The 26,306-nt window shown below is 55.0% G+C and carries 25 protein-coding genes; 17 read left to right on the top strand and 8 right to left on the bottom strand.

Annotation, left to right across the window (positions count from 1 at the left end):
- Positions 1-19 precede the first annotated feature (19 nt).
- Together SIK97_RS05230 and SIK97_RS05225 are read right to left on the bottom strand one after the other, a co-directional pair.
- Positions 20-826, bottom strand: a complete 807-nt coding sequence (locus tag SIK97_RS05230) for an MBL fold metallo-hydrolase (RefSeq protein ID WP_025105856.1) — start codon at positions 824-826, stop codon at positions 20-22.
- Between the two features lie 106 nt (positions 827-932).
- Complete coding sequence (locus tag SIK97_RS05225) at positions 933-1,568, bottom strand: carbonic anhydrase (RefSeq protein ID WP_004119381.1); 636 nt, start codon at positions 1,566-1,568, stop codon at positions 933-935.
- A gap of 224 nt (positions 1,569-1,792) precedes the next feature.
- On the opposite strand from SIK97_RS05225, the gene SIK97_RS05220 reads away from it, so the two are divergent.
- Positions 1,793-2,422: a LysE family translocator gene (locus SIK97_RS05220; RefSeq protein WP_057173427.1), complete on the top strand. Its 630-nt coding sequence runs from the start codon at positions 1,793-1,795 to the stop codon at positions 2,420-2,422.
- 13 nt (positions 2,423-2,435) lie between these two features.
- Here the strand turns inward: SIK97_RS05220 and SIK97_RS05215 are convergent, their stop codons facing one another.
- Positions 2,436-3,206 carry a DeoR/GlpR family DNA-binding transcription regulator gene (locus tag SIK97_RS05215; RefSeq protein WP_004851588.1) on the bottom strand — a complete coding sequence of 257 codons (771 nt, stop codon included), beginning with the start codon at positions 3,204-3,206 and terminating at the stop codon, positions 2,436-2,438.
- 93 nt (positions 3,207-3,299) lie between these two features.
- Between SIK97_RS05215 and SIK97_RS05210 the strand changes: the two genes are divergently transcribed.
- The 7 genes from SIK97_RS05210 (at position 3,300) to SIK97_RS05180 (ending at position 10,214) form a co-directional block, all read left to right on the top strand.
- A complete protein-coding gene (locus SIK97_RS05210; RefSeq protein ID WP_025105857.1) occupies positions 3,300-3,683 on the top strand; it encodes a VOC family protein in 384 nt (127 codons plus the stop codon).
- A 30-nt stretch (positions 3,684-3,713) separates the two neighbouring features.
- The gene (locus tag SIK97_RS05205) at positions 3,714-4,352 is read left to right on the top strand and encodes a CatA-like O-acetyltransferase, family 1 (RefSeq protein ID WP_032749769.1); all 639 of its coding nucleotides are present in this window, start codon (positions 3,714-3,716) and stop codon (positions 4,350-4,352) included.
- Between the two features lie 269 nt (positions 4,353-4,621).
- Entirely contained in the window at positions 4,622-6,325 is a 1,704-nt protein-coding gene (locus SIK97_RS05200) for an ABC transporter substrate-binding protein (protein WP_057173428.1), read from the top strand.
- A 43-nt stretch (positions 6,326-6,368) separates the two neighbouring features.
- Entirely contained in the window at positions 6,369-7,328 is a 960-nt protein-coding gene (locus SIK97_RS05195; RefSeq protein WP_025105864.1) for an ABC transporter permease, read from the top strand.
- Positions 7,328-8,275, top strand: a complete 948-nt coding sequence (gene opp4C, locus SIK97_RS05190; protein ID WP_004851599.1) for an oligopeptide ABC transporter permease — start codon at positions 7,328-7,330, stop codon at positions 8,273-8,275. The genes SIK97_RS05195 and opp4C overlap by 1 nt, the downstream gene beginning before the upstream one ends.
- A complete protein-coding gene (locus SIK97_RS05185) occupies positions 8,272-9,252 on the top strand; it encodes an ABC transporter ATP-binding protein (RefSeq protein WP_057173429.1) in 981 nt (326 codons plus the stop codon). Before opp4C ends, SIK97_RS05185 begins: the two co-directional genes overlap by 4 nt.
- Positions 9,249-10,214, top strand: a complete 966-nt coding sequence (locus SIK97_RS05180; RefSeq protein ID WP_025105867.1) for an ABC transporter ATP-binding protein — start codon at positions 9,249-9,251, stop codon at positions 10,212-10,214. Before SIK97_RS05185 ends, SIK97_RS05180 begins: the two co-directional genes overlap by 4 nt.
- Before the next feature lie 75 nt (positions 10,215-10,289).
- Here the strand turns inward: SIK97_RS05180 and SIK97_RS05175 are convergent, their stop codons facing one another.
- Positions 10,290-12,695, bottom strand: coding sequence for a membrane-bound PQQ-dependent dehydrogenase, glucose/quinate/shikimate family (locus tag SIK97_RS05175; RefSeq protein ID WP_048262248.1), 2,406 nt, complete (start codon positions 12,693-12,695; stop codon positions 10,290-10,292).
- 424 nt (positions 12,696-13,119) lie between these two features.
- On the opposite strand from SIK97_RS05175, the gene SIK97_RS05170 reads away from it, so the two are divergent.
- The 6 genes from SIK97_RS05170 (at position 13,120) to SIK97_RS05145 (ending at position 19,654) form a co-directional block, all read left to right on the top strand.
- A complete protein-coding gene (locus SIK97_RS05170) occupies positions 13,120-13,668 on the top strand; it encodes a tyrosine-type DNA invertase (protein WP_032749775.1) in 549 nt (182 codons plus the stop codon).
- 456 nt (positions 13,669-14,124) lie between these two features.
- Positions 14,125-14,643 carry a fimbrial protein gene (locus SIK97_RS05165; RefSeq protein WP_057173430.1) on the top strand — a complete coding sequence of 173 codons (519 nt, stop codon included), beginning with the start codon at positions 14,125-14,127 and terminating at the stop codon, positions 14,641-14,643.
- A 100-nt stretch (positions 14,644-14,743) separates the two neighbouring features.
- Positions 14,744-15,433: a molecular chaperone gene (locus SIK97_RS05160; RefSeq protein ID WP_025105871.1), complete on the top strand. Its 690-nt coding sequence runs from the start codon at positions 14,744-14,746 to the stop codon at positions 15,431-15,433.
- 60 nt (positions 15,434-15,493) lie between these two features.
- Entirely contained in the window at positions 15,494-18,064 is a 2,571-nt protein-coding gene (locus tag SIK97_RS05155) for a fimbria/pilus outer membrane usher protein (protein WP_048262250.1), read from the top strand.
- 15 nt (positions 18,065-18,079) lie between these two features.
- Entirely contained in the window at positions 18,080-19,081 is a 1,002-nt protein-coding gene (locus SIK97_RS05150; RefSeq protein ID WP_025105873.1) for a fimbrial protein, read from the top strand.
- A gap of 45 nt (positions 19,082-19,126) precedes the next feature.
- The gene (locus tag SIK97_RS05145; RefSeq protein WP_057173431.1) at positions 19,127-19,654 is read left to right on the top strand and encodes a fimbrial protein; all 528 of its coding nucleotides are present in this window, start codon (positions 19,127-19,129) and stop codon (positions 19,652-19,654) included.
- 37 nt (positions 19,655-19,691) lie between these two features.
- On the opposite strand, the gene SIK97_RS05140 is transcribed toward SIK97_RS05145, so the two are convergent.
- Complete coding sequence (locus SIK97_RS05140) at positions 19,692-20,243, bottom strand: tyrosine-type DNA invertase (protein WP_014838689.1); 552 nt, start codon at positions 20,241-20,243, stop codon at positions 19,692-19,694.
- A 404-nt stretch (positions 20,244-20,647) separates the two neighbouring features.
- Here SIK97_RS05140 and SIK97_RS05135 point away from each other — a divergent pair, with 404 nt between their 5' ends.
- Positions 20,648-21,319, top strand: a complete 672-nt coding sequence (locus SIK97_RS05135; RefSeq protein WP_025105875.1) for a helix-turn-helix domain-containing protein — start codon at positions 20,648-20,650, stop codon at positions 21,317-21,319.
- A gap of 115 nt (positions 21,320-21,434) precedes the next feature.
- Here SIK97_RS05135 and SIK97_RS05130 read toward each other — a convergent pair whose 3' ends face one another.
- Positions 21,435-22,343, bottom strand: a complete 909-nt coding sequence (locus SIK97_RS05130; RefSeq protein WP_057173432.1) for a DUF535 family protein — start codon at positions 22,341-22,343, stop codon at positions 21,435-21,437.
- A gap of 315 nt (positions 22,344-22,658) precedes the next feature.
- Here SIK97_RS05130 and SIK97_RS05125 point away from each other — a divergent pair, with 315 nt between their 5' ends.
- A complete protein-coding gene (locus tag SIK97_RS05125; RefSeq protein ID WP_004851627.1) occupies positions 22,659-22,799 on the top strand; it encodes a hypothetical protein in 141 nt (46 codons plus the stop codon).
- A gap of 130 nt (positions 22,800-22,929) precedes the next feature.
- On the opposite strand, the gene SIK97_RS05120 is transcribed toward SIK97_RS05125, so the two are convergent.
- Entirely contained in the window at positions 22,930-24,348 is a 1,419-nt protein-coding gene (locus SIK97_RS05120; protein WP_057173433.1) for a Na+/H+ antiporter NhaC family protein, read from the bottom strand.
- Positions 24,341-25,528 (bottom strand): trans-sulfuration enzyme family protein, encoded by a 1,188-nt coding sequence (locus SIK97_RS05115; RefSeq protein ID WP_057173434.1) that lies wholly within the window; start codon positions 25,526-25,528, stop codon positions 24,341-24,343. Before SIK97_RS05115 ends, SIK97_RS05120 begins: the two co-directional genes overlap by 8 nt.
- A 464-nt stretch (positions 25,529-25,992) precedes the next feature.
- Here SIK97_RS05115 and SIK97_RS05110 point away from each other — a divergent pair, with 464 nt between their 5' ends.
- Positions 25,993-26,163 (top strand): YnfU family zinc-binding protein, encoded by a 171-nt coding sequence (locus SIK97_RS05110; RefSeq protein WP_213220741.1) that lies wholly within the window; start codon positions 25,993-25,995, stop codon positions 26,161-26,163.
- Positions 26,164-26,306 lie beyond the last annotated feature (143 nt).

The following is a 26,306-nucleotide window of genomic DNA, read 5'->3' as shown; positions in this document are numbered from 1 at the left end:
CCGCGCGGCGGCGCGCCTCTCAGCGGTGCGCCGTCGTCTTAAGACAGGCGAGGTATTTCTGCGCTGAGTCCAGAACGATCTGCCGGGCATTTTTGGGGACGTTCTGCCCCTTAAAGGCGCCGTACAGCGCCCCGAAAGGCGTATCGCCCAGACGTTCAACGATCTTCTCCACGCTGGCGGCCGCCAACGGCAGCAAATTGGGATAGCTCCACATAAACGAAACAGCGCGCGCCCCCGGCGTCACCTGGATAATATCGCCCGCCAGCATAATACCGTCATCTTTCGCCCAGTGCAGAACGGTTCCTCCGGCGAAATGGCCGCCCAGGCGCAGCAGCCGCACCGCCGGGAGGATCTCCAGCGCATCTCCTTCCCATAGCGTGATGGCCGGGCTATCGCGCATAATCCATTCGCGATCGCTGGCGTGGAGATAAATTCGCGCATTAAAGGCGTCGGCCCAGTCCTGCATCGTGGTGTAGTAATGAGGATGGGAGATGGCGATCGCGTTTATCCCGCCCAGGGCGGTAATCAGCGTTTTGCTGGCGGCATCAAGATTGGCGATGCAGTCCCAGAGAATATTCCCCTGCGGCGTTAGCAGCAGAAACGCGCGCTGATCGATTGCAAATTTCGGTACCGTCCTGACGCTCAACAGCCGATCGTTATGCTGCTGCCACGTATTCGTATGCGTCTCGGTCAGATCGTCTGGCTTGATCCAGACCTGCCCGCTGGCCGGGACGTACTGGCGTTCATCCTCACAGATACGACAATGGTTCAGGGTGTTGCCGCGATCATCGTAGGACGTCCCGCAGGTTGCGCACAGCTTAATCATCACTTCTCCTTAAGAAATCATTCAGGGAGCCGTAATGAGTATGGCAGACAGGGAATTTATGGCAGGAGGTGAGCATCTCAGGGCTTCCGTGCCCTGAAAGAGAAGTTTATTCGAAATAAACGTCAGGGTTTTCCGACAGCGACACAAAGGTTTTGCTGTTTTTATCCAGAGCGCGAATGTCACCGCTTTCAATATCGTAGAACCAGCCGTGCAGACGCAACGTGCTATCCCGCAGACCCACGGCAACCGACGGGTGGGTTTTAATATTGTTCAGCTGGGCGATAACGTTTTCCTGCACCATACCGTTGACTTTATCGGTCTCGTTGGCCCAGGTTTTCTTCTCCACGACGGCTTTCGCCGCATCGGAGTAGCGCAGCCAGTGGGAAACGGCAGGCATGGGGTCCAGGCACTGGCAGGTGGCGATGGCTTTCATCGCGCCGCAGTTGGAGTGGCCGCAAATGACGATATCGGTCACACCCAGGGCCACGACGGCATACTCGATCGTCGCGGAAACCCCGCCCGGCTCAGGACCGAAAGAGGGCACGATATTCCCGGCATTACGGATCACAAACAGCTGGCCCGGCTCCTGCTGGGTCACCAGCTCCGGCACCAGGCGGCTATCGGAACAAGAGATAAACAGCGCTTTAGGATTTTGGCTGGAGGCCAGGCTGCGGAAGAGCTCTTTACGTTGCGGGAAAATCTCTTTCTGGAAGTTGAGGAAGCCCTCAATGATATGTTGCATAGCAGTGTCTCTTTTCTCTGTTTTAATGACGATATGACAAAGATCACATTTAGCCAGTTTATCACCGACGCGCGAAATGGGAATCGTTATTCGAACAGGCGATGAAACATCGCGCCGTAAAGTCGGGTGACAGCGCGCTAAAGATTGTTTATTTTTTGACGGTGAAACAATCATGAGCGGGAGCCGGATGCGACTTTAGCGCTCAACATCAACCAGGAGCGTTTATGTTTTTATCCAGCCTGATGGCCATTGCCGCCGTACTCATCATGGGCGTGATCAGCCCCGGCCCAAGCTTTATTTACGTGGCCCGCAACGCCGTTGCGCGCTCAAGGATGCATGGTCTGGTCACCGCGCTGGGAACCGGGACGGGGGCGACTATCTTTTCGATTATGGCCATGATGGGGCTGCAAAAAGTGCTGACGGCAGTGCCGGAAATGTTTATTGGCCTGAAGGTCGCGGGCGGCCTCTATCTGCTCTGGCTGGGGTATAAAATCTACCGCGGCGCGGCGCAGCCGATGGATTTTGCGGCAGGCGGCATGGCGGCGGAACATTCCCTGCTGAAAACCTTCCGCGATGGCCTCTATACCCAGCTCAGCAACCCAAAAACGGCGCTGGTGTTCGCCTCTATTTTTACCGCCCTGCTGCCGGAGCGTATCCCGCTGGCCTTTTACTATATCGTGCCGCTGATGAGCTTCCTGATTGACGTCAGCTGGTATTCGCTGGTGGCCCTGGTGCTCTCTTCCGCGCGTCCGCGCAGCGTCTACCTGCGCATGAAGCGTAAGATCGATATCGTCACCGCCACGGTGCTGGGCGCGCTCGGCCTACGCCTGATTGCCACTTCGCTGTCAAAGTAGGCCAGCAAACCGTTTAAACGGTATAAATACGAATATCGTGTTCGCTAAACGCGTCGCGATATTCGCGACTGATATTCTCCTCGACCACCAGCACGTCAATGGCGCTGCTTTCGACCACCACAAAGCGCGCCACCGCCGGGATTTTATCCGAGGTCAGGCCGACGATGATTTCGCTGCACTGTTTTATCACCGCTTTTTTAAATTCACAGTCGGCGTAGTCAAAGCCCGTCAGACCGGACTCAGGCGCCATGGCGCAGCCGCCGATAAATCCCTGATCGAAGAGCATGCCCTGAATCTGCGCCACGGCGGAGGCGCCCACGCAGCCGCCGCTGGCCCGCTGGATTTGACCGCCAAGCATCACCACGTCATACAGCGGTTTTTTGAGCAGTACGGCAGCGATCTCGGGAGAATTCGTGACCACCGTTAACGCCAGCTCCGCCGGCAGCGCTTCCGCCATCGCCAGGTTGGTGGTGCCGGTATCGATAAAAATGCAGCCGCCGGGCTTCACCAGCTTTGCGCACTTCTGCGCGATCCTGCTTTTTGTCGCCGTATTTTTCTCTTTGCGCTCGCTATAGTCCCCCGCCTCCGGCAGGGTCATCACCGCGCCGCCGTAGACCTTTTTACAGTACCCTTCGCGGCTAAGTTCATGTAAATCACGGCGAATAGTATGCTCGGAGACGTTAAGGCGGCTGGCGAGTTCGGCGCAAACCACCCTGCCGTTCTCCTGCAGGATCTGGCAAATAAGCGCTTGTCGTTGTTTAGGAAAAGCAGCATAATCGAGCACAAATAACTCCTGATAAAATCTTTATCGAGCAACAAAGTGCATGATCGTGCATTCAGACCCTGACTGTCAATACACCCTATAAAGAGGTTTGCTATGAAAATTGCCCACATCGCCCTATGGACCCGCCAGCTTGAGCAACAGGCCCGCTTTTGGGTGGCCTTCTTCGACGGCGAGATTAATGAGAAGTACTGCAGCCAAACCAACCCGGGCTTTGAGTCCTTTTTTGTCAAGATTGGCGACGGCATTGCCATTGAGCTGATGACCAAGCCGGGGCTTGTCGCGCAGACGGCGGATAACAACCACACCGGCTGGGTACACCTGGCGATTACCGTTGGCGGCGCTGAAAAGGTCGATACGCTGGCAAACCGCGCCGCCGCGCAGGGGATTCTGGTCTCGCCGCCGCGGACCACCGGCGATGGCTATTATGAAGCGGTGATTAAAGACCCCGATGGCAACCTGATTGAAATCGTCGCATAGTATCAGGCACTGACTCAACAGGAGACGCCCGTGGCCAACTATCGCGTAATCGACAAACAAAACTGGCCGCGAAAAGATCATTTTGATTTTTATCGCGGTTTTGCCAACCCCAGCTTTAATCTCTGCGTTCCTGTCGAGGCGCAGCGGCTATATGAGTGCGCGAAAGATCGCGGCGTCTCGTTTTTCCAGCTGGCGCTCTACGCCCTGGTTCGCGCGGCGAACGGGGTGCCGCAGCTGAAACAGCGGCTGCTGGGCGACGATATTATCGAATATGACCAGCTGGCGGTAATGACGCCGGTGATGACCGCCCAGGAAGGCTTTCGCCAGGTCTGGTGCGACAACGCCGCCGATTTTGCCGCCTTCAGCCATGCCGCCACGCCGAACATTGAAGCGGCGAAACATACCGCGCCGGCGCCGCTTATCGTCAACGGCGAGAATTTCTTCTGCGCCAGCTGCCTGCCGTGGCTGCATTTCAGCGCCATCACTCACGCGGAGTATTACGTCGGCGCGGCGGTGCCCGCCCTCACCTGGGGCAAGCTGAAAAACGGCATTATCCCGGTGGCGGGCAAATTCAATCACGCCTTTGTTGACGGCCTGCACGCCAGCCGCTTCTTTGCCCGAGTCGAAGAGGGGTTCGCCGAGCCGGAGACCCTCTGGCAGACGCCATAAACATTTGGCTTACGTCACGGGGCTGCCCGCGATCGCCGCACGCTACATACTGCTTACCGCGGCATTGCGGCCGGATGGCAGCCCTTCACCCCGTAAACAGCAGAGAATGCTGGCGCTTAGCGCAAAAATGACAGATTAATGCTGAATTATTGCTAATGCTAAATCGCTATAAGCCATAGCTTTTCGGTGTTAGACAGTGCGCGGTGCGCCTCTTATCTTTCGTCATGATTTGTAAATATTTTACGCAATTCTTTGATGAGGGAGCACTTTTGTCCAGACTACTGCACGGGTTAAAAACCAAACAGACGCGGTTCGCGCTTGCTCTGAAAATCGCGTTGCTCGGCGGCGCGGTGGCGTTTTCTTCGGTCACCATCGCCGACGACATTTTAAAAGAAGGGATCACCCCGGCCAGCGATGCCAGCCAGATCCCCGCCGCCGCGAAGCTGCGCAAAGATACCGTCGTGGCCGGCATCTCCGAGCCGCAGGGCATTTTTAACCCCTACTTCTTCGTCAACGGCTGGGATGAGAACGTCACCAACGTGATTTTCTCTCGCCTGATCGACTGGGACAGCCACGGCAATCTTGTGCCGGGCCTCGCCGAAAGCTGGACGGTGAGTCCGGATAACAAGGTCTACACCATCAAGCTGCGCCCCAACCTGACCTTTAGCGACGGTTCGCCGCTGACCGCCGACGATGTCGCCTTTACCCTTACCGTGCTGCTGGATCCGAAATACGACGGCGATACCGATATCACGCTCGCCAATATTGCCGGCGGCGCGGAGTACAAAGCGGCGAAAGCCGATAGCGTCAGCGGTCTGAAAGTGCTTGACCCCTTAACGCTGCAGGTGACCACCACCCAGCCGGGCGCGACGACGCTGGCAAAAATTGGCGGTCCGGTACTCTCCAAAGCCTATTACGGCAAAGGCTACCAGCGCGGCAACCTCGACTATCTGCGCACCCTGCACGGCAAACCGCTGGGCAACGGTCCCTACGTTTACGACAAATACATCCCCGGCCAGGAGATTCGTTTCCACGCCAACAGCCATTTTTATCGCGGTACGCCGCCCACCCCGCGCTTTATCTATCGCGTGACCAACCCGTCAACCAACTTCCAGCTCTTCCAGACGGGCGAAACCGACTACGACGCCTTTACCTCGCGTCCTGACGATATCGAACAGCTGAAAATGCTCGGCTTTGCCAACATCAACCTTTACGGCTCCAGCGACTACAGCCAGGTGGAATTTAACGTCCGCCGCCCGGCGCTGAAGGACGTGAAGGTACGCCAGGCGCTGATTTACGGCCTCGACCGCCAGAAGCTGATTGATGTGGTCTACCAGGGCTACGGCAAGGTGGCGATTGAGCCTATCGCGCCGATCTCCTGGGCCTGGAACGCCGACGGGGTAAACCCGTATCACTATGACCCGGCGCAGGCGAAAAAGCTGCTTGACGAAGCCGGCTGGAAACCGGGGCCGGACGGTATCCGCGTTAAAGAGGGCAAACGCCTGGAGTTAACGCTGCTGGTGAGCAAGAAAGTGCTCAACGATGCGCTGATCCCCATCGCCAAAGAGAACTGGCAGCAGATTGGCGTCCTGTTAAAACCGCAGGTCGTCGATTTCAACGCCCTGATGGCGCAGCGTAAGTCGGGTAATTACGATCTGGCGTCGTTCAGCACCAGCACCCTTAACGACCCGCATGATGGCGTGTGGGATTTTTACAGCGCGGAAGCGAAAGAGTCCGGCTATAACAACCCGCAGGTCGATAAGCTGATTACCGAAGGTAACTCGGTGCTCGACGTCGAGAAACGTAAGCCTATCTACCACCAGCTGTATCAGGTACTGGCGCAGGACCCGCCGGTGATCCTTCTCGGCTACCGTGAAATTCTCTCGGCGAGCAGCGCCCGGGTCACCGGCTTCAAACCGGATATCTACAACGGCCTGACCGGCAGCCTGCCGGATGTCGAAATCGTTAAGTAAATCCCCGGCCGCCGGGATGACCGGCGGCTGACGTGAGAATGTCATGAGAAATTTCATCCTGAGACGGCTGCTGCAAACGCTGCCGATGCTGCTGCTGGCCTCCTTTATTATCTTTATGCTGTTTGCCAAAACGCCGGGCGATTTTATCGACGGCAATATCACCCTCACCGCCGCCCGCGCCGCCGAACTGAAAGCCATTTACGGCCTGGATCAGCCGCTGCTCACCCGCTATATCCACTGGCTCGGCCAGCTGCTGCGCGGCGATCTCGGGTTTTCGCTGCAGTACCAGATCCCGGTCAGCCAGCTGCTCAACCAGTACATCTGGAACTCTTTCCTGCTGGCCAGCGTGGCGCTGGTATTTTACTGGGGAATTGGCCTGACGGTGGGCGTGGTCTCAGCGCTGAAGCCCAATTCTGCGTTCGATCATCTGGTGAGCGTCGCGGTGTTCGCCGCCATGTCTTTCCCGACCTTTTTTCTATGTCTGCTGCTCATCAAGTGGTTCGCCGTCGACCTGCACTGGCTGCCGGTGGGCGGCATGACTAATACCGGCAGCGACGACAGCGGCTGGGGGTATGTGCTGCAGGTCGCCGCCCATCTGGTGCTGCCGGTACTGGCGCTGGTGATGCTCCAGGCGGGCAGCCTGACCCGCTATTTTCGCGCCAGCATGCTCGACGTGGTGAAAATGGATTTTATCCGCACCGCCCGCGCGAAAGGGCTGCGCGAACGCACGGTTATCCTCAAGCACGCCCTGCGTAACGCCCTGCTGCCGATCATCACCCTGCTCGGCTTCGAGCTGCCGGGGCTGTTCTCCGGGGCGATCATCACCGAAAAAGTGTTTAACTGGCCGGGGGCCGGGCATATTCATATCGATTCGCTGGCCGCCCGCGACTACCCGGTGTTAATGGGTTTCACCCTGTTTCTGGCGGTGCTGACCATTCTTGGCAACCTGATTGCCGATGTGCTTTACGCGTGGGTCGACCCGCGCATTCGCGTGAGGTCCTGATGCTCAGCTCTCTGTTTTCTGCTAACCGACGCCTGCGCAAGGCGGAAATCCCGGCGCTGGCGCAGGTGACCCCATCCCCCTGGCGTCAGGCCTGGCAGGCGCTGCGCCGCAATCGCCTGGCGATGCTGTGCCTGCTGCTGCTGGTCGTAATGGCCCTCTGGTGCATACTGGGGCCGCTGTGGTCGCCGTGGAAAGACGATGCCACCGACGCGCTGATGATTAACAGGCCGCCCGGCGCGGAACACTGGCTGGGTACCGACTTTCTCGGTCGCGATATTTACACCCGCCTGCTGCTGGCCGGGCGCATTTCGCTGATCATCGGCCTGCTGACCATGCTGCTGTCGGTCACCCTTGGCTATCTGCTCGGCGCGCTGTCGGGCTACGCCGGCGGCCTGACCGATAAACTTATTATGCGTTTTGCCGATCTGGTGATGACTATCCCCGGCCTGCCGCTGCTGATTGTCGCGGGCGCGATGCTCTCGGAGCTCGATTTCTCACCGGACTCACGCATCTATATGGTGGTGATTATGCTGAGCCTGCTGGAGTGGCCGAAGCTGGCGCGTCTGGTACGCGGGCAGTGTCTCTCCCTGCGCGAGCGCGACTTTATGCTGGCGACCCAGGTGCTGGGACTGTCGGCGCGACGCCGTCTGTTTGGTCATCTGCTGCCGAATACGGTACCGATTCTGGTGGTCATGGCGACCATGGCGGTGGCGAACGCCATCCTCAGCGAGTCGGCGCTCAGCTACCTCGGGCTTGGCGTGGTACCGCCGACGCCATCGTGGGGCAATATGATGGACGCCGCTAATAGCCTGATCGACTTTCAGCGCCGGCCCTGGCTGTGGATGCCGCCGGGGATCGCCATTTTTATCACCGTCATCGCCATTAACGTGCTGGGCGACGGCCTGCGCGACGCCATGGACCCTAAAATGAAACAGAGGCTGAAATGAGTCGCGCATTAATCACCTTTAATCAGCTTTCGGTCTCTTTTGCCGCCGACAAAAACCGGGTACGCGCGGTACAGGATGTGTCGTTCACTATTCGCGCCGGGCAGACTGTTGGCGTGGTCGGCGAATCCGGCTGCGGCAAAAGCGTCACCGCCATGTCGTTAATGGGTCTGCTGCCACCGCAGGCGGCGCGCATTGACGGCGGGGAAATTCTTTTTGAGGGCCAGGACCTGCTGCGGCTGAAAAACGCCCGTATGGCCGACCTGCGCGGCAATCAGCTGGCGATGATTTTTCAGGAGCCGATGACCGCCCTGAATCCGGTACTCACCGTCGGCGAGCAGCTCTGCGAACCGCTGATTCGCCACCGCGGCGAGCCGCCGAAGGCCGCATGGCAGCACGCTACCCAGCGCCTGACGGATGTCGGGCTGGCGCGCGCGGATAGCCTGATGGCCAGCTATCCGCATCAGCTTTCCGGCGGCATGCTGCAGCGGGTGATGATTGCCATGGCGCTGAGCTGCCAGCCGAAGCTGCTGATTGCCGATGAGCCGACAACCGCCCTGGACGTCACCGTGCAGGCGCAGATCCTGCGCCTGCTGCGCGACCAGGCGCGGGCCAACCGGATGGCGATGATGCTGATTACCCACGATCTCGGGGTTATCGCGCAGATGGCCGAGCACGTTGTGGTGATGTACGCCGGGCGTATCGTCGAGCAGGGCGCGACCGCCGCGATTCTGCGTCACCCGCAGCATCCCTATACCCAGGGGCTGATTGCCTCGCGGCCGGTGCCGGGGGCGCGGCGCCGACGCCTCTATTCAATCCCCGGCCAGGTGCCGGACCTCGCCGCCCTTCCCGCCGGATGCGCCTTTGCCGAGCGCTGCGCAAAAGCCACCGCGCGCTGCCGACAGAGCATTCCGCCGCTGTCAGGGCAAGACCGGCAGGCCGCCTGCTTTTACAGTGAACTTTCGGAGTCCGTGACATGAGTCATGAATACGTGATTGAAGTGGATGGGCTGAAAAAACACTTCCCGCTGCGCGATGGGCTGTTCGGTCAGCAGACCGGCGTACTGCGGGCGGTGGATGGCGTGAGCTTTAAGATTCGCCGGGGAACGATTTTTGGCCTGGTGGGCGAATCCGGCAGCGGGAAAACCACCGTTGGCCGCACGCTGCTGGGGCTGTATGAGAAGACCGCCGGCAGCGTCAAGTTTCGCGGTCAGGAACTTGCCGAACTGCCGCCGCGGGCAATGCGCGCGCTGCGGCCTAAAATCCAGCTGGTGTTTCAGGACCCTTACAGTTCGTTAAACCCGCGCATTCGCATCGGCGACGCTATTGGCGAGGCGATGCTGGAGCACAAGCTCTGTCGCCGGGCGGAGCTGTATGATAAAACCCTTGAGGTGATGCGCATCTGCGGGCTGGCGCCGCAGCATTACAACCGCTTCCCGCACGAATTTTCCGGCGGCCAGCGTCAGCGCATCGGCATTGCCCGGGCGCTGATCTTAAACCCGGATTTTATTATTGCCGATGAGCCGATTTCGGCCCTCGATGTGTCGATTCAGGCGCAGATTATTAATCTGTTTTCCGATCTGCGCGACGATCATGGGGTGACGTTTTTGTTTATCTCCCACGATCTCGGGGTGGTAGAACATCTCTGCGATGACGTGGCGGTGATGTATCTCGGGCAACTGGTGGAGACCGCCAGCCGCGATGCGCTATTCAGCCGGCCTTTGCATCCCTACACCCGGGCGCTGCTGGCGGCGGTACCGACCCTCGATCCGGACAGCGAGCCGGTCGCGGTGGTACAAGGTGAAATTCCCGACCCGTCCCGGCCGCCTTCCGGCTGTCGCTTTTCCTCCCGCTGCCCGCAGGCCAGCGACCGCTGCCGTCGCGATATTCCACTATTAAGGGAGGTCGCCGACGGCCACCACGTCGCCTGTCACGCGGTTTAGCGCCGGCCAGCCTTCGGACCATAAAAAAACCGCCCACAGGGGGCGGTTACTTGCGCAAGAGCGAAACGGCTGCGGCTACTCTTCCAGCGCGAAGGCAATAATATCATCGCCCACGTCCGGCGAGTGGCTGGCGCCCCCGGCGGAGATCACCACGTACTCTTTACCGCTTTTCGGTGATTTATAGATCAGCGGCGCCGCCACTGCCCCAACCGGCAGACGAGCGCGCCACAGCTCTTTACCGGTGGCGGAATCCAGCGCGCGCAGGTAGTTATCCTGAGTTCCCGCGAAGAACACCAGTCCGGAAGCGGTTGACGTCGGGCCGCCCAGCGTCGGCATACCCAGCGGGATATGCATGTGCGTTTTCAGCCCCAGCGGACCGGTATCCTCCACCGACCCCATCGGCACCTGCCACAACAGCTGGCGAGTGTTGAGGTCAATGGCGCTCATGGTGCCAAACGGCGGGGTATTACAGGGAACGCCCAGCGCCGACTGCAAAATATCGATCCGCACGCCGCCGTATGGCCCGGCAATTTGCGGCCGCACGGTTCCCATAAAGCCGGGCACCTCGTCGGTGGAGACTTTATATTTCGCCATATCCTCTTTGCGCACCAGCGACATTCTCAACGGCATCCGCATATCGTTGACGAACAGCGTTCCTGTGCGCTCATCGATAGTGATACCGCCCCAGTTCATGCCGCCCAGCAGGCTTGGCCACTCGATGTACGGCTTCTCTGACGGCGGCGTGTACATGCCAAGATAAGTCGACGCTTTGAAGTCGATACGGCACATCAGCTGATCGAACGGCGTCACGCCCCACATCGATTTCTCGGTGAGCGGCTCGACGCCCAGCTGCGGCATGCCCGTGGAGAAAGGTTGGGTGGCGGAGAGATGCTCGCCTTCCGCGCCGTCATGGGCGACAGGCTGCTCTTCCACGCGGGTCACCGGCTTACCGGTACGCCGGTCGAGTACGTAAATCTGCCCGGTTTTGGTGGTCTGGATCAGAACCGGAACCTCTTCGCCCCGCTCGTTTTTCATATGGAACAGTACCGGCTGCGACGGCAGGTCATAGTCCCAGATATCATGATGCACGGTCTGGAAGACCCACTTCGTCTCGCCGCTGCTGGCGTCCACCGCCACCACGGAAGATCCGTATTTCTCTTTGGCCGCGTTGCGATCGCCGCCCCAGTAGTCCGGCGGACCGTTACCGGTCGGCAGATAAATCAGGTTCAGCTCTTTGTCAAAGCCCGGCACCGTCCAGACGTTCGGCGTTTCGAGGGTATAGACGCGACCTTTTACCGGGTCGGTAACGTTTTCCGGCTGGCCGACGTCCCACGCCCACACCACGTTTCCGTTACGTACGTCAAACGCGCGTACCACCCCGGACGGTTCACCGTGCACGATATCGCGCACCCAGCCGCCGAGCACCGCAATATGCCCCATAATCACCGGCGTTGAGGTCGGGTGGTAGCGTTTGCTGTTTTCGGTATTGTCCATACCCTGTTTCAGATCGACGCTACCGTGATCGCCGAAGTCATCGCACAGTTCGCCGGTTTTGGCGTTCAGGGCGATCAAACGGGCGTCGACGGTAGACACCAGGATACGCTGCGGGCACTGCTGCAGCGCCGGGCTGGCCTTCTCTTCTGCGCTCAGCGAATCATCGCTTTGTACATCGTAATAGCCGACCCCGCGACAGGTGACGTGTTCGGCGGTACTTGCGTGCGGGTCAAAACGCCAGCGCGCTTTCCCGGTATCCGCATCCAGCGCCGTAACCACGTTCAGCGGCGTACAGGAGTACAGCGTGTCGCCAATTTGCAGCGGGGTATTTTCATCGACGCCAATCCCGGCGCCGGTTAGCCGGCGGCCGGTGTGATACGTCCAGGCGACTTTCAGGTTTTTGACGTTTTGCGGCGTGATCTCATCGTACGGCGCAAAACGGGTGCCGGAGGCATCGCGGCCGAAGAACGCCCAGTTATCGCTTTTGGCAGCCAGGGTCGGCGTGCTGTCGTCGCTCGCTTTCACCACGCCGTGATGAATACCGCCGTGCGGGTAGAAGGCGGAAACCAGCGTCGCCAGCAGCAGGAGAAAAATCGCCGAGGCGCTCCAGTTGGCGTAGCGTCTGCGCGCAGGCGGGATCGGCAGCGTCGCCGCCAGCCACAGCGCCAGCATCAGCATCAGCGCGGGAACGACCAGCCGGGGGATCAGGCCCCAATAGCTGAGCTGCACTTCATACAGCGCCCAGCAAAGGGTCAACAGGAAAGTCAGAATGGCAAAAGGCAGGACATAGCGGCTGCGGACAAGATAGCCGACGGCGATAAGCAGATAAGCGAGACCGGCTAACAGATACCAGGCGCTGCCGCCGAGAGAGAGGAGTTTGCCCCCCCAGATAGTGAAAAAGAGTCCAGTGCCAAAGCTCAGTAATGCAAAAAGTACCCGGTAAACGGTAAAGAACAGGCCCCTACCGCTACCTTGTTGTTCGTCCATATTTCATCCCATACGACGTCAGTCGAAAAAACCAAAACATCTCATATAAACAGCGCGTTATCAGACCAATAAAAGCGCATACCGCATATCATGTTGGTTGGACGCTCTCGGACAGAGCGAAGAACGTAAGGAATTATATGTATTTGTAAAAATAATGTAAAACTATCAGGCATTAAATGTTTAAAATTTTTTAATTTATAAAAGTAAGTTGAACGAATGATGGGTTATAACGAAAGCCGCAAAGCCCGCGTTGCATCCGCTGTTAAGCGCGTTTCGATCCAGGCGAATCAGTCCGATCGTCTTGCTATCCTCCCCCCGCTGTTTAATCATACCCGGCGCGTTCATTTGACCGCTTACATCGGGCGAAGCCATTCGCCTTGACACCTGAAGGGGAAAAATTTCATGGCTGTTCAGGAGAGTAAACATGAATAAACGAAAATATCTCACCGAAACTGAGATAAAAAAAATCATCAACGAGGCGTATAAGGGAGCGAACCCGGAGAGGGATCGTTGTTTAATCTGGATGTGCTTCATTCACGGCTGCCGCGTCAGCGAAATTCGCCACTGGCGGCTATCTGACCTTGACTTGCATAACCACTCAATTTACGTCAAACGGCTTAAAAATGGGTTTTCCACAACGCATCCTCTCTTTTCCAGCGAGATGACGTTTATCCGTGAATGGCTGTCGGTGCGTAAAAACTATCGCAACAGCGACAGCGACTGGCTATTTCTTTCGCAAAAAGGAACGCCGCTATCGCGTCAGCGGATCCACGTATTGATTAGCCACTATAGCCAAAGTGCGGGTTTAAGGATTGCGGCCCATCCGCATATGCTGCGCCACGCCTGCGGTTTTTCGCTGGCCGATAAGGGCATGGATACCCGGCTAATTCAGGATTATCTCGGTCACAGAAATATTCAGCATACGGTGCTTTATACTGCGAGCAATGCTGCAAGATTTAAAAATATATGGTGACGCGATAACCAATATATTTCTTACTTGACATAATGTATCAGATTGTCACTAACATAATAAATCGCTAATAACCTGTCAACCCGTAAGGTTTTTCGCATCTCGAAAAATTAAAAACATTAATTATCAATAGATTAGAATCTAACGCGCATTTTCCAGCAACCCCAAACCTCAGACGTCACCCTCCGAAACACCAGATTATTTACCATCCAATCCTGAATTTATGGTTTTTAATATTGCAAAAATCGCCATCCTTGGCATCTACATCTAAAAAATCAACAAACAAAATAGATAAAACTAAACATGACACTTTGATACAAAATGTCTTCTGCAGAAATAAACCTCAGCGTCACTGAATCTATTTCAGCACGACATCTGGCTATCAGATTAATAAAGGCTCATGAGAAATTTATTTCTGTGAAGCTATTACCTTTCTATATTGCATATAAGGACTACCTTATGAACAAGAGTCTTATTGCTGTTGGTCTGTTAGCCGGTGTCATGTCCGCCTCCGTATTCGCGGATGATGGCCGTATTAATTTTTACGGCTCCATCACCGATAGCGCCTGTACCGTGATCAATAATATGACCAACCCGCTGTCGGTTATGATGGGGAATGTCTCCAACAAAGCCTTCAACGGCGCGGGCTCCACGGCCTCGGCGACCAAATTTATTATTGCCCTGAAAGATTGCCCGAAATCCGCTAAGTCGGCCACGGTAAAATTCGACGGCACGGCGGATAGCAGCGTCGGCACTATTCTGGCGCTCACCCAAGAGCCTGGCGTGGCACAGGGCGTCGGGATCCAGTTAATGGATAATAAAAACGTCGTCGTTCCATTATATACCGCCTCGTCCGCTTACCCGCTGCAGCCGGGCGGAAATAGTCTCGCTTTCGTCGCCCGCTATTATGCGACATCAAGCACCGTAAACGCAGGGTTCGCTAACTCTACCAGCACATTTACCCTCAATTACAACTAACGGATATTTCGTCGGCGTATTTCTGTTGCGCTGGCGTTATTTCCGCGGACCGGCAGCGGCCGGTCCGTCCCTTTTCGTATTTGTGGAGTCAATAGCTATCATGCATAAAGGATATAGAATATTTCCCCTTCTCCTCCTGGTGCTGGCGAGCGAATTAGCGGCGGCGACAGAAAGCGGCGGCGTCACAATTGGCGGCACGCGACTGATTTTTGACGGCGGCAAAAAAGAGGCCTCTTTAAGCGTCAGCAATTCGGATACCGGCCCATATCTGATCCAGTCGTGGGTGGAGCCGCGCAATAACGATCCGGCCAGGCCGCCGTTTATTATTACCCCGCCGCTGTTCCGCCTCGACGGCAATCAGCAAAACCTGCTGCGGATCGTCAATACCGGCGGCCAGCTCCCTACCGATCGCGAGTCGCTTTATTGGCTAAACGTCAAAGCTATTCCGACAAATACCGCCCCGGAAGACGCGAACACGTTGCAAATCGCCGTAAGAACGCGCCTCAAGCTTATTTATCGTCCCAAAACGCTGAAGGGTATCCCGGAAGAGGTGACCCATAAGCTGAAATGGAGCCTGACGGGCAGCAGGCTAACGGTATCGAATCCGACGCCGTTTTACATGAATTTCAACGAGGTCACGGTGGGCAATCATCCCATTACCGAAGCCACCTTTGTCGCACCAATGAGCTCAGCCACGTTTGCTACCCCTGGCAAGGTGACCGGCCTGGTGTCATGGAAAATCATTAGCGACTTTGGCGGCGTGGGAAAAAGCCACACGCAGGTTCGCTAACCCGCCGCTGCCGACGGTTTGCGCTGCGGCGATTTGCCGTCAGCTAAGGAGCATTTCAGGATGAACAAAAGAACCTCAAGCGACTCGCCCTTGAATTTAGCTTACCTTATCGCCACCCAGATTGCCCTGATTGTGGGGATAAGCCCCTCAGCTAACGCCCGGGAACGGTTCAACCCCGCCCATCTGGAAACCGGCGCAGGCGGGCTGGCCACCACCGATCTCTCCGCCTTCGAGGAGCATGGCGGGCAGCAGCCCGGACGCTACAGGGTGGATATTTATGTCAATGACAGCAAGGTGGATACCCGGGACGTTGAGTTCCGCATACAGCAAAACGCGCAGGGACAGAACACATTACAGCCCTGCCTGTCCCTGAACGATTTGGCCTCATGGGGCGTCATGATCCAGCGTTATCCGACGTTAGGCCAGCCCGATGCCAGCTGCGCAAGGCTGTCGGCGATTCCTCAGGCCAGCGCCGACTTTCGTTTCTCGCACCAGCAGCTGCTGTTAAGTTTTCCCCAATCTTCCCTTACCAACGCCGCGCGCGGCTGGGTCGATCCGGCGCGGTGGGATGACGGCATTCCGGCGGCGCTGGTCAATTACAGCGTCAGCGGCGCCAACAACCGGGACAAAAAAGGCGGCGGCGGCGGCGGAAACGCGCAGTACATTAATTTACGCCCCGGTCTTAATATCGGTCCCTGGCGATTGCGTAATTACACCACCTGGAACCGCAACAGCCAGAACGGTGAAAGCGGCACCTCAACAAAATGGGATACCGTTTATACCTACGCCCAGCGCGATATACGCTCGCTGAAGAGCCGGCTGACGCTGGGCGATAGCACCACGCCTTCCGATATTTTCGACAGTATTCCGTTTCGCGGCGGCCAGCTGGCGTCTGACGACGATATGCTGCCGGAGAGCCTGCGCGGCTATGCCCCCGTAGTGCGGGGGATCGCCCGTACCCATGCCCAGGTCACGATCCGACAAAACGGATACATCATTTATCAGACCTACGTTTCGCCCGGCAGCTTCGAAATCACCGATATGTACCCCACCGGCGGTTCCGGGGATCTGTACGTCACCATCAAAGAGTCTGACGGCAGCGAACAATTCCTCGTGGTGCCCTACGCCTCGGTCCCGGTGCTGCAGCGCGAAGGCCGGTTAAAATACGCCATGACCACCGGCGTTTACCGCGCCTATGACAACGGCATCGATAAAGCCCCGCTGGCCGCCGGCACGGCGATTTATGGCCTTCCCGCCGGCTACACCGTATACGGCGGCGGCCAGTTCAGTAACAGATACCAGGCGTTAGCGTTGGGCATAGGTAAAAACCTGGGCTCCATTGGCGCCCTATCCACCGATATCACCCAGGCCTGGTCGCAGCAAAAAAATCGACCGCGAGAAGAAGGCCAATCCTGGCGTATTCGCTACAGCAAAAACCTGGTGCAGACCGGGACTAACTTCACCTTCGCGGGCTATCGCTATGCCACCAGCGGCTACTGGGATATGCAGGACGTTCTTAATACCTGGCGCGATGGGCGGCGCTACGTGATGCCGGAACGCAGGCGCAACCGCGCCGAGTTAACCGTCAGCCAGAACCTGTTTCAGATACCAGGCAACCTCGCGCTTAGCGCCATCGTGGAAGACTATTGGGATACAAACAAACGCATGGAGTCATATAGCGCGAGCTACAACGGTTCGTATAAAGGCATCAGTTTCGGTCTGAGCTACAGCTATAACATTCACTCTGCGGAACGCTACGGCCAGCGCTCCGGGCGCATCTACGACCGCGATGGGCTGTTTGCGCTCACCATGAGTATTCCTCTGGAGAAATTATTCGGCGGCCATCCCACCTACGTCAGCTACATGATGAATACCAGTAAGCAGGGGAATACCACCAATAATCTGAGCCTGGGCGGTACCTTATTGGCCGATAACAATCTGAGCTGGAGCGTCATGCAGGGCTATGGTTCTCAGGGCCAGGGAAGCAATAGCGGGATTAATGCCGACTGGCGCGCCTCTTACGCCGAGACCCTCGTCGGCTACGCCCGCGATCGCTACAGCGAACGCGTTAACTATGGCTTGCAGGGCGGGATCGTGGCGCATCGCAACGGCCTCACCTTTAGCCAGCCCCTCGGCGAAACGATGGCGCTGATCGCCGCGCCCGGCGCACAAAACGTAGCGGTGCTTGGGCAGTCAGGCGTCAAAACCGATCGCTTCGGCTATACCGTCGTCCCCTACCTCAGCCCCTATCGCAAAAACGATCTCACGCTGAATACCGAAACCCTGGCCGATGATGCCGAACTGGCGCTGGCAACGCAGACGGTCATCCCCACGCGCGGCGCGCTGGTGAAGGCCAGCTATGAAACCAGCCTCGGTAAACGGGTCCTGATGACCCTGAGAAAACGCAACGGCGCGTCGGTACCGTTCGGCGCAACGGTTATCGATCCCGCCTCCCCGACGCCAAAAAGCTTCATCGTAGGCGATGGAGGACAGGTTTATCTGACGGGGCTAAAAGACGCGGGTCAGTTGGAGGTTAGCTGGAGTCACGACCCTGATGGCCGGTGCAGAGTGAATTACAGCCTGACGCAAAGCGCCAGCGGGATCATCAACCTTAATGCACAGTGTTTATAGCAGGAGCATGACGATATGAAACGAGTCAACGTCCCCCTTATGCTGGTTACTCTGATCGCCAGCGCTGCCCACGCGGAGAACAACTATTGTCCCAGTTCTCCGCCCACGCCGTTTACCCAGCAGCTCGCGCAGATCGCGGTATCGCGGGCGCTGCCGGTAGGCAGCGATATTCCCGGCACGCAGCGGGTCTTCACCTTTAACGGAAACTGCAAAGGCCGCAGCGGTTGGGCGGATGTCACCCCGGGGCACCCCATTATCGCCTGCTATTACGGCAGCGGCGAAGAAGTCGCGGGGTTTCCGGGGGTCTATGAAACCGGCGTCGAAGGCATCGGTATTGCGCTGCAAAATAGCGCCGGCCAAAGGGTGAGTGGTATCGGCAGCGATTGCGATACGCGCGCGCAGGCGCTGGGGTATATCTCCCGCGACGCCAGCATGACCTTTGGATATACGGTCACACTAACGCTGGTAAAAACGGGGGATACGGCAACGAGCGGCACTCTCGATGTCGCGCAAACCAAATTTGGTATGGGGGTCTATGATACCGGTCTGGGCATCGGCAGCCAGGGGCAGCAAAACTATATCGGCTATGCCGGAGATATTGTTTATAAAGCGGTAAGCTGCACCGTCCCCTCGACGTTAACTGTCAACATGGGTGCTGTTCCGGTGGGCCAATTCTCTGGTCCGGGCAGCACCAGCGGCGAGCAGAGTTTGTCAATTCCGGTGCGGTGCGACGATAAGGTCGCCGTGAATACGTCAATAAGCAGTCAAGGTTATCTCTCCCCGACGCTCGGCGTAGTGGCCTTAAGCAATGAAACCGGCGTAGCCCAGGGGGTCGGCGTTCAGGTGCTTTATAACGGCTCGCCCGTCCAGTTCGATCGTTTTTTCCCGGTCGGCACCATCCCTGAGGCTGGCGCATCGATAACCCTGCCGCTCACCTTTCGCTATTACCAGAACACGCCGGAGATCCATCCCGGCCACGCCAACGCGGTGGCCACCTTAACGATGATGTACAACTGAGTTTATCCCGCTCTCGTTTCTCACTGCTTACTTAAGGAGTCGATAATGAGAATTATCGCCAGCCCGGCCGTCATAACGTTATTTACGGCGATTTCGTCGTCATTACCCGCTTATGCTGCGGATGTCACTCTTTATATCAACGGCGATATTGTTGCGTCTTCCTGCACCGTCGAAAACAACGGTATTTATAATATCGATCTCGGACAAAATATTCCCAGCCGCCGGCTTAGCGCGGCCAACTCTTACTCCGAGTGGAAAGAATTTTACGTCACGCTGAGCCACTGCCCTGTAGGAACATCAAGCGTTACCGCTCACTTTACAGGCCCTGTCGACGGAGCTGACCCTGATTTATATGCCAACGTGAGCAGCCCGGACAGTTCACGCAATGTCGCGATAGAACTTCAGCGTATAACCGGTTCAATTAATGCAGGCAGCGGAAAATCTATTGCCGTCGACGTCGATAATAACCGTCAGGCCATATTCGATATGCGCGCGCGCGTATTTAGCGTCGCAGGGGACGCCACCGCGGGTCATATCAGCGCGATGGTCGTTATGAACTTTACCTATAACTAAAGGGTATCTGGCTCTTATCGAGCCAGATACTCCGGCTTCAGAGGGTAATCGAGCTAAAGCGCGCCGGATTGCTCGCCGTATACAAGACGGTATGCTGGATATTGCGATGGCCGAGATAATCCTGAATCAGGCGTGTATCAACGCCCTCTTCCGCAAGCGCATAACCGCAGGCGTGGCGCAGCATATGCGGGTGTACCGGAACGGCAATGCCGGCCTGCACGCCATAATTTCGCATCATAACGTGAATGTGCTGTCGGGAAAGCGGAGTGCCTTTTCGCGACAGGAACAGCCAGGGAAGATCGGCGTTTAAACAGCTCGTGCGCTTAACCAGCCACTGGCTTAACGCCAGCTGTTCACGGGGCTGAAGAGGATGAATAGTTGAAAAGCCATTTTTTAAACGCCGAATGGCGATCCGCTGGCTGGATAAATCAATATCGCTCACTTTTAAAAAACGTAATTCACTTACGCGCAGTCCGTGAATAAAACACATGAGGAGCATGCAATAATCACGCAGCGAGCCATCCTGCTGCTGCGAAGCATCAATTAATGCCTGCACCTCTTTTTTACTTAAATATTTTCGTTTTTTCATAGCCAACCTGACGGTTTCTTCAATGGAGCCCCTGAGATTCGGCTCCTGTATTGACTCTGCTCATGGCTACTGGCAATCCACTGTCGAGCAATCCTTGATAACTGCAAGTCCTGAACACTGTTAATAGTCATAAACGCTACCGCCCAATAATATCAAATATCAGGAATAGCCCAAATGCCACATCGATAAAATTAAAACCAAATAGATTTAGCTGTTATGTAAATAAGGAGATTTATAAGCTTATGCTATTAATATTTATCTTAAGTCTGATGAGGCGGCAAGTTTTTTTAAGTCTATGTGTAGACTCATTGGGGGTTTATTCGCCCCCTCAGCGTCATCGATAATGTTTTGGCTACAGTTTGCTGTTTTTTGGGAGTTCTCTTTTTTATAAGGAAATCATAAGCATGGAAACAATCCCTCGTGTGCAACATGACACAGATCTGCTCCGGACCATCACCAAACCCATAGACGACATTGATAAACTCATTCGCTGCCTGGCACCCAAATGTAACCAAATGTTAATGGATGGGAGACGAAACATCGGCATAGTAAAAGAAAACCAGCATCAATGCTTGGTTTTGTTCCGTGGCACGATGTCTTTATATCGCAACAACGATGGACTCATCATCAACTCCGAAACGAGTCCATTCATCTTTGGCATGAATAGTCAGCTACGTTATTCTCGGCATATTTACCTGCGCACCCAGGAAACATCTTCTATTGGCCTGATATCAATTAACGAGGCGCATAAGATCATCGCCGAACAGCAATTATGGGAAAATGTCTCACGACTTCTGGAATATTCGTCGGCCAAAGTCTACGCCCACTGCTTTAAGGTTTCTAAACTTTCCTGTTATGAAATCATCGTTCATCAGCTTATAGAATTAAATAATGAACCGGAAGCGATCAAAAATAAAATCACCGCCGCCAATTATATTCTGTCGAGAACCTTCTTGTCGCGCAGTGGGGTCATGAGAACCCTGGCCAAATTAAAACAGCTGGGCGCTATTCAGCTCCATCGAGGGATTCTGGTGACGATGAATCAACTGCCTCCCAGCCTAAAGCTTAGTGAATAACGTCTTTCGCCGAGCGGCCACCGCGATGAAGGCGCCGGCCGCATTCAGCTTGCGTTGACTCCGCCATTGCCGGTGGGCAGCCCCCTGCCCACCGGCAAATGCGAAACGAGGATAATCAGCAGTGACGATCCACGCTAATGTCGCGTAGCGCGGCGGCCATATCCAGCTGGGCCAGCTCTTTCAAGCCTTCTCGCTTGATAAACTGGCTCCGGTGCTTGCTTTTAACCTCTTCCAGGCTTTTCTTTATCTCGTTCGCCGGTAATTTATACCAGCCGCGACGATGCTTCTCACCGCCAATTTCCAGCCAAAGCTCAGAATAGCTGGTTTTTACTCTGTCGCTTTTAACATGGTAATGGCTGTCGATCGCATAGATCTCCTTGATATTGAAATGCGACAAAAAACCGTACAGCAGCGTGATAATTAAGTTCTTAGGTCGGATGCCGTAAAGCTCCTTGGTCAGCGCTTTCACTTCTTCATTATCAATGTCTTTCCCACCCTGGATGCCGCCAATCCAGGCCCGGCCATCTTCGGTGCAGGAAAAACAGATACTGTAGACGCGTTTATCACCCAGGAACATTAATAGCATCAGCTCCCCCTCCTCCTGAAAAGGCGATGCCAGCAGCTTCACATCAATGCAGGTACCGTTTTTCAGCGCAATAGTGATTAGCGAACGACCAAATGCTTTCATATCGTACAGCTGCGGCAACGCCTCGTGAAGAAAGGTTTTCTCTATAAAATTCAAAGCGCCATGAGCAATATTGAGCTTCGCTCTTTTTGACATCTTTTTATTTAAATAGGCCTTAAAGGGTTTATCTTCAAAGTTAACCAGCCCCTCGGTTGCTCCTGTTAGTTTTGCGCAAGCGTAATTTTCACATAACGTCTGATATTCCTTATATTTTCCTCCTATTAAAGATATTTCTCTGCATTTCCGCAATACCTTTTTATAGTTGAGTTTAACGTGACAAATAAATTTATTAGTTTTCCGCCATTCTTTGATAGCGGCTACTGCTGTTGTCGAGACCATTGACCATAATCCATAGATACATCCATAAGCCGGTCAATATTAGCATATTTTATACAAGTCAATGTCTAACCCAGCGCTCGTTGTCGATTCGTTTAATAAATAATTTGATCGCGACTATAATAATCGCCGGCAGGTTATAAAACATGCTTTCAACTATTATTATTAGTAGGATCCCGACCCGCGCTCGCTCCCGACAGCACGCAATAACACACCCGCACTTATCGCTATGTGCTACACGGGTTCACACCGGGTGCATCCCCCCGGCGTTTTGCCTATACTTGCTCACGGTCAAAACTGAACTTAAGTGGGTAACGTATGGAAATTGATCTCGATAACCTCGTCTTTAGCGGGCTGGAAGAAGCGCAAGAGCGCAACGCTGAGCGCCTTGAAGAGGCCGATAAAAAAGCGCAGGCCGTTGTTGCCGACGATGACTGCGGCGACGCCTGTAAGATCTAACGACGAAACCGGCAGCTCTGCCGGTTTTTTTACCTGCCTCTCTCCAGGGACGGACATAAAAACGCCTTTAACACGCCCATTTTACCGGTCGGGCGCCTCCCTGCGCGCCCTGCGTCCTTAAATCTGTAGGTTAAAGCGTAAAACCGACAATTAAATAAACAACGAGCGCCAGGCTACCCGTCACCAGCGCATAAGGCATTTGGGTACGAATATGCTCAATATGGTCGCAGCTGGTCGCCATCGAGGCCACGATGGCATCGCTGGAGATAGGGGAAGTCATGTCGCCAAAAATTGAGCCGGAAATCGCCGCGCCGATCATAAAGTGCGGGTCGATACCTATTGAGACGCCCAGCTGAACGCCAATCGGAATCATAATGGCGAAGGTCCCCCATGAGGTGCCCGTGGCCAGCGACATCACCGCGGCAATCAGAAAGATAAAGCCGATCGCGAAACCGGATGGAATAACGCCGGAGGTAATGGAGGCGATATACTGCCCGGTATTCAGCTCCGCTGAAATATGCCCCATCAGGAAAGCCAGGATCATGATTGAGCTAATTTTAACCATGCTGGCGTAGCCGATATACAGCTCTTTGAAAAAGTTCTCAACGTTCAGAATACCGCGCGCGCGGAACCAGATAAAAGAGACGATGGTACCAAACATAACGCCGGAGTAGACCGACATCGAGCCGCTGCCTTTTGAGAATTGTCCGTCGCCGGTAATATACAGAACAACCGGAACCATTAAGACAGTGGAAAGAATGGGAATGAAGAAGTTCAGCAATGAATTGCAGGCCGGATGGTCAATTACCGAGTCCGCCTCCTCTTCGCCATGCTCTTGTTCTATTTCGGTCTGGATCGTTTCAAACTTCACCTCCGCCTTTTTCATTGGCCCCCAGCTGCAGCCGGAGAGAATATAAAACAGCACCGAGGCTAATGAAAACCAGGCCATCGTGTTCCAGATCATTGAGCTTGCCAGGACTTCAAATGGCTCGCCGGTCAGGTACCCCTGCGCAATCTGTACGCCGATAACGCCCATCATCGCCGCCCCCCAGCCGTTGATCATCACCGACGAGCAGACGGAGACGCAGGATGTCTGGATAATATAGGACATCTTTTCCGGTGAGACTTTATAGCGTCGGGCAAGGTTTTTCGTCGAGGCCCCGGCGATCAGCTGGTTTATCGAGCTCTCGATAAAAATCAACGATGTCACCAGCATCGCCAGCAGCTGGACCGATTTTTTATTGGTGACGAAATCGTTTTTTTCCGACAGAAACTGCACCAGTTTCCGCACGCCGCCGGTCACCACAATCAGCCGCATAATACCGCCGATCATCACCATAAAAACAATCGTTCGCGCATTACCGGCGGAAGCGAAGGTTTCGATAATCCCGTTCAGGGTGGCGCCAACGCCCTGGATAATACTGTGGTTAATCACCGCGTAGCCAACGAAAATGCCGGTGAGCAGGGAAAGGATCACCTGGCGAGTCAGGATAGCCAGAATAATGGTGACCAGCGGGGTAATAATCGTCCAGATGCCATAGTCATGCATGATGATTATCCTGTGCGATGCCCATCGCGGCGAAGGCGCTGTCAAGGTCTTGCAGCAAATCATCGATATGTTCAATACCGACGGAGAAACGTAGCGTCGTGTCGTAAATCCCAATAGCCTCCCGCTCTTCTTTTGACATCGACCCGTGGGACATAGAAGCCGAATGGTTGATCATGCTCTCCACCCCGCCAAGCGATTCCGCCAGCACAAAATAGTGCAGACCGCCGATGAAGCGTTTCAGACTCTGGATATCCCCCTTCAGCGTTGCGGTTACCACCGCGCCGCCTGAACGCATTTGCTTTTTGCACAGCGCATGCTGCGGGTGCGACGGCAGGCCGGGATAATAGACGCTGGCAATCGCCGGATGGTTTTCCAGATATTCAGCCACCCGCAGCGCATTGCCGCACTGACGCGCCATGCGCAGATCCAGCGTTTTCATACCGCGCAGAGCAAGATAGGCATCGAATGGCGAGGCAATGGAACCGATGGTGGTTTTAATAAAGTCGAGCTTCGATGCCAGCGTTTCATTATTGGTGATTACCGCGCCGCCAATTAAATCTGAATGTCCGCCGACATATTTACTGGTAGAGAGCATGACCATATCCGCGCCCATTTCAAGCGGTTTATGATTCCAGGCGCTGGCAAAGGTATTATCGACGCAGGTAGTAATGGCGCGTGCTTTAGCAATACGGCACACTTTCGCGATATCGACCAGTTCCAGTAAGGGATTGGTCGGCGTTTCAATCCAGATTAAAGCGGTATTTTCCTGAATAGCGGCCATCAGGCTTTGCTCATCATTCAAATCGATATAGGAAATCGTGGCGCCGGTGGTATGCGTTTTTAATTTTTCGAACAGCCGCCAGGTTCCGCCATAGACGCCTTTCATGGCGATAATATGGGCATCTTTGGGCAAGAGTTCCATCACGATATTGGTGGCCGCCATTCCCGATGCGGTGGCGGTGGCGTAAATGCCGCCTTCCAGCTCGGCAAGCGCCGATTCATAAGCCTGACGCGTTGGATTAGAGACCCGGGAATAACAAAAATCGCCGCCTTCATAAAGATTAGGTTGAATAAATGAGCTGGCCGTGACGATCGGCGTAAATATAGCGTTAGTTACCGGATCGGATTGGTTTCCAGCGTGTACCGCCAGAGTTGCAATATCTTTAGTTTTGGTTTTCATAGAGTACACTCAAATTATTATTAGACATAAAAGATCGTTATTTTTTATTGACGCCTTCGGCGAAGCTGGCGAATAAAACAACAGCCAAAACTCCGTTTAATAGCCAAAAAGGAATAGCTATTTCATCATTAACAGCGTGATTTGCGCCCTTCAATCACTATTAAAATGTATATCAGACGAGGAAGAAAATTTTGCCTATTTTCACTCTATTCCGGGAAAAATGGAGAAAAACGTTCTCTACGCGCCAAAATCGATGATCGCTAATTAATTGATATAAATTGATTTTATTTTAAAGAGTGATGTTAATCACAAAAAAAGGGGAAAAATCCTCTCCTGCACGCTTCCGCTGGATCTTTTTTTTCGTCCTGCCGCTCACAGCCTGAACCACCGCTGCGAAGAATGAGTTAGAGCTATTTTCTGTAGAATGCTGTATGGTCATACGCTCTTAAATCAGGAAATATCATATGTCAGAACGCAAAGACGCTAAAACTCGCCGTAATTATCTCGTTAAATGCTCCTGCCCTAACTGCTCCCAGGATTCAGAACACAGCTTCAGCCGAGTCCAAAAAGGTGCGCAACTCATTTGTCCCTACTGCCATAAACTCTTTCAGTCCTCATCACGACCCGCTGCATAATTTTCTCTTGCCAGATGCCGATTGCCGCGCGTGGTTGAGCAATAATCAGCCAGCGCCGATCTCTTTTGGCGAAAAAAAGCCCGCCAGCGCGCTGAGGAATCCCCAGTAATGGGCGGGTGAAAAAAGACAGGCATAGAGTTTTG

It is taken from the genome of Klebsiella sp. JN_Kp126 (genome assembly GCF_033843325.1).
GTDB lineage: Bacteria > Pseudomonadota > Gammaproteobacteria > Enterobacterales > Enterobacteriaceae > Klebsiella > Klebsiella michiganensis.
The sequence above is the reverse complement of the archived record's forward strand: the minus strand, read 5'-3'. Positions and strand labels throughout refer to the sequence as shown.

Coding starts and splice junctions, on each gene's coding strand:
- SIK97_RS05110 (WP_213220741.1), top strand. CDS start 25,993: ATGTCAGAACGCAAAGACGCTAAAACTCGCCGTAATTATCTCGTTAAA.
- SIK97_RS05145 (WP_057173431.1), top strand. CDS start 19,127: ATGAGAATTATCGCCAGCCCGGCCGTCATAACGTTATTTACGGCGATT.
- SIK97_RS05150 (WP_025105873.1), top strand. CDS start 18,080: ATGAAACGAGTCAACGTCCCCCTTATGCTGGTTACTCTGATCGCCAGC.
- SIK97_RS05115 (WP_057173434.1), bottom strand. CDS start 25,528: ATGAAAACCAAAACTAAAGATATTGCAACTCTGGCGGTACACGCTGGA.
- SIK97_RS05165 (WP_057173430.1), top strand. CDS start 14,125: ATGAACAAGAGTCTTATTGCTGTTGGTCTGTTAGCCGGTGTCATGTCC.
- SIK97_RS05210 (WP_025105857.1), top strand. CDS start 3,300: ATGAAAATTGCCCACATCGCCCTATGGACCCGCCAGCTTGAGCAACAG.
- SIK97_RS05220 (WP_057173427.1), top strand. CDS start 1,793: ATGTTTTTATCCAGCCTGATGGCCATTGCCGCCGTACTCATCATGGGC.
- SIK97_RS05195 (WP_025105864.1), top strand. CDS start 6,369: ATGAGAAATTTCATCCTGAGACGGCTGCTGCAAACGCTGCCGATGCTG.
- SIK97_RS05170 (WP_032749775.1), top strand. CDS start 13,120: ATGAATAAACGAAAATATCTCACCGAAACTGAGATAAAAAAAATCATC.
- opp4C (WP_004851599.1), top strand. CDS start 7,328: ATGCTCAGCTCTCTGTTTTCTGCTAACCGACGCCTGCGCAAGGCGGAA.
- SIK97_RS05185 (WP_057173429.1), top strand. CDS start 8,272: ATGAGTCGCGCATTAATCACCTTTAATCAGCTTTCGGTCTCTTTTGCC.
- SIK97_RS05120 (WP_057173433.1), bottom strand. CDS start 24,348: ATGCATGACTATGGCATCTGGACGATTATTACCCCGCTGGTCACCATT.
- SIK97_RS05230 (WP_025105856.1), bottom strand. CDS start 826: ATGATTAAGCTGTGCGCAACCTGCGGGACGTCCTACGATGATCGCGGC.
- SIK97_RS05225 (WP_004119381.1), bottom strand. CDS start 1,568: ATGCAACATATCATTGAGGGCTTCCTCAACTTCCAGAAAGAGATTTTC.
- SIK97_RS05155 (WP_048262250.1), top strand. CDS start 15,494: ATGAACAAAAGAACCTCAAGCGACTCGCCCTTGAATTTAGCTTACCTT.
- SIK97_RS05175 (WP_048262248.1), bottom strand. CDS start 12,695: ATGGACGAACAACAAGGTAGCGGTAGGGGCCTGTTCTTTACCGTTTAC.
- SIK97_RS05180 (WP_025105867.1), top strand. CDS start 9,249: ATGAGTCATGAATACGTGATTGAAGTGGATGGGCTGAAAAAACACTTC.
- SIK97_RS05135 (WP_025105875.1), top strand. CDS start 20,648: ATGGAAACAATCCCTCGTGTGCAACATGACACAGATCTGCTCCGGACC.
- SIK97_RS05130 (WP_057173432.1), bottom strand. CDS start 22,343: ATGGTCTCGACAACAGCAGTAGCCGCTATCAAAGAATGGCGGAAAACT.
- SIK97_RS05125 (WP_004851627.1), top strand. CDS start 22,659: ATGGAAATTGATCTCGATAACCTCGTCTTTAGCGGGCTGGAAGAAGCG.
- SIK97_RS05160 (WP_025105871.1), top strand. CDS start 14,744: ATGCATAAAGGATATAGAATATTTCCCCTTCTCCTCCTGGTGCTGGCG.
- SIK97_RS05140 (WP_014838689.1), bottom strand. CDS start 20,243: ATGAAAAAACGAAAATATTTAAGTAAAAAAGAGGTGCAGGCATTAATT.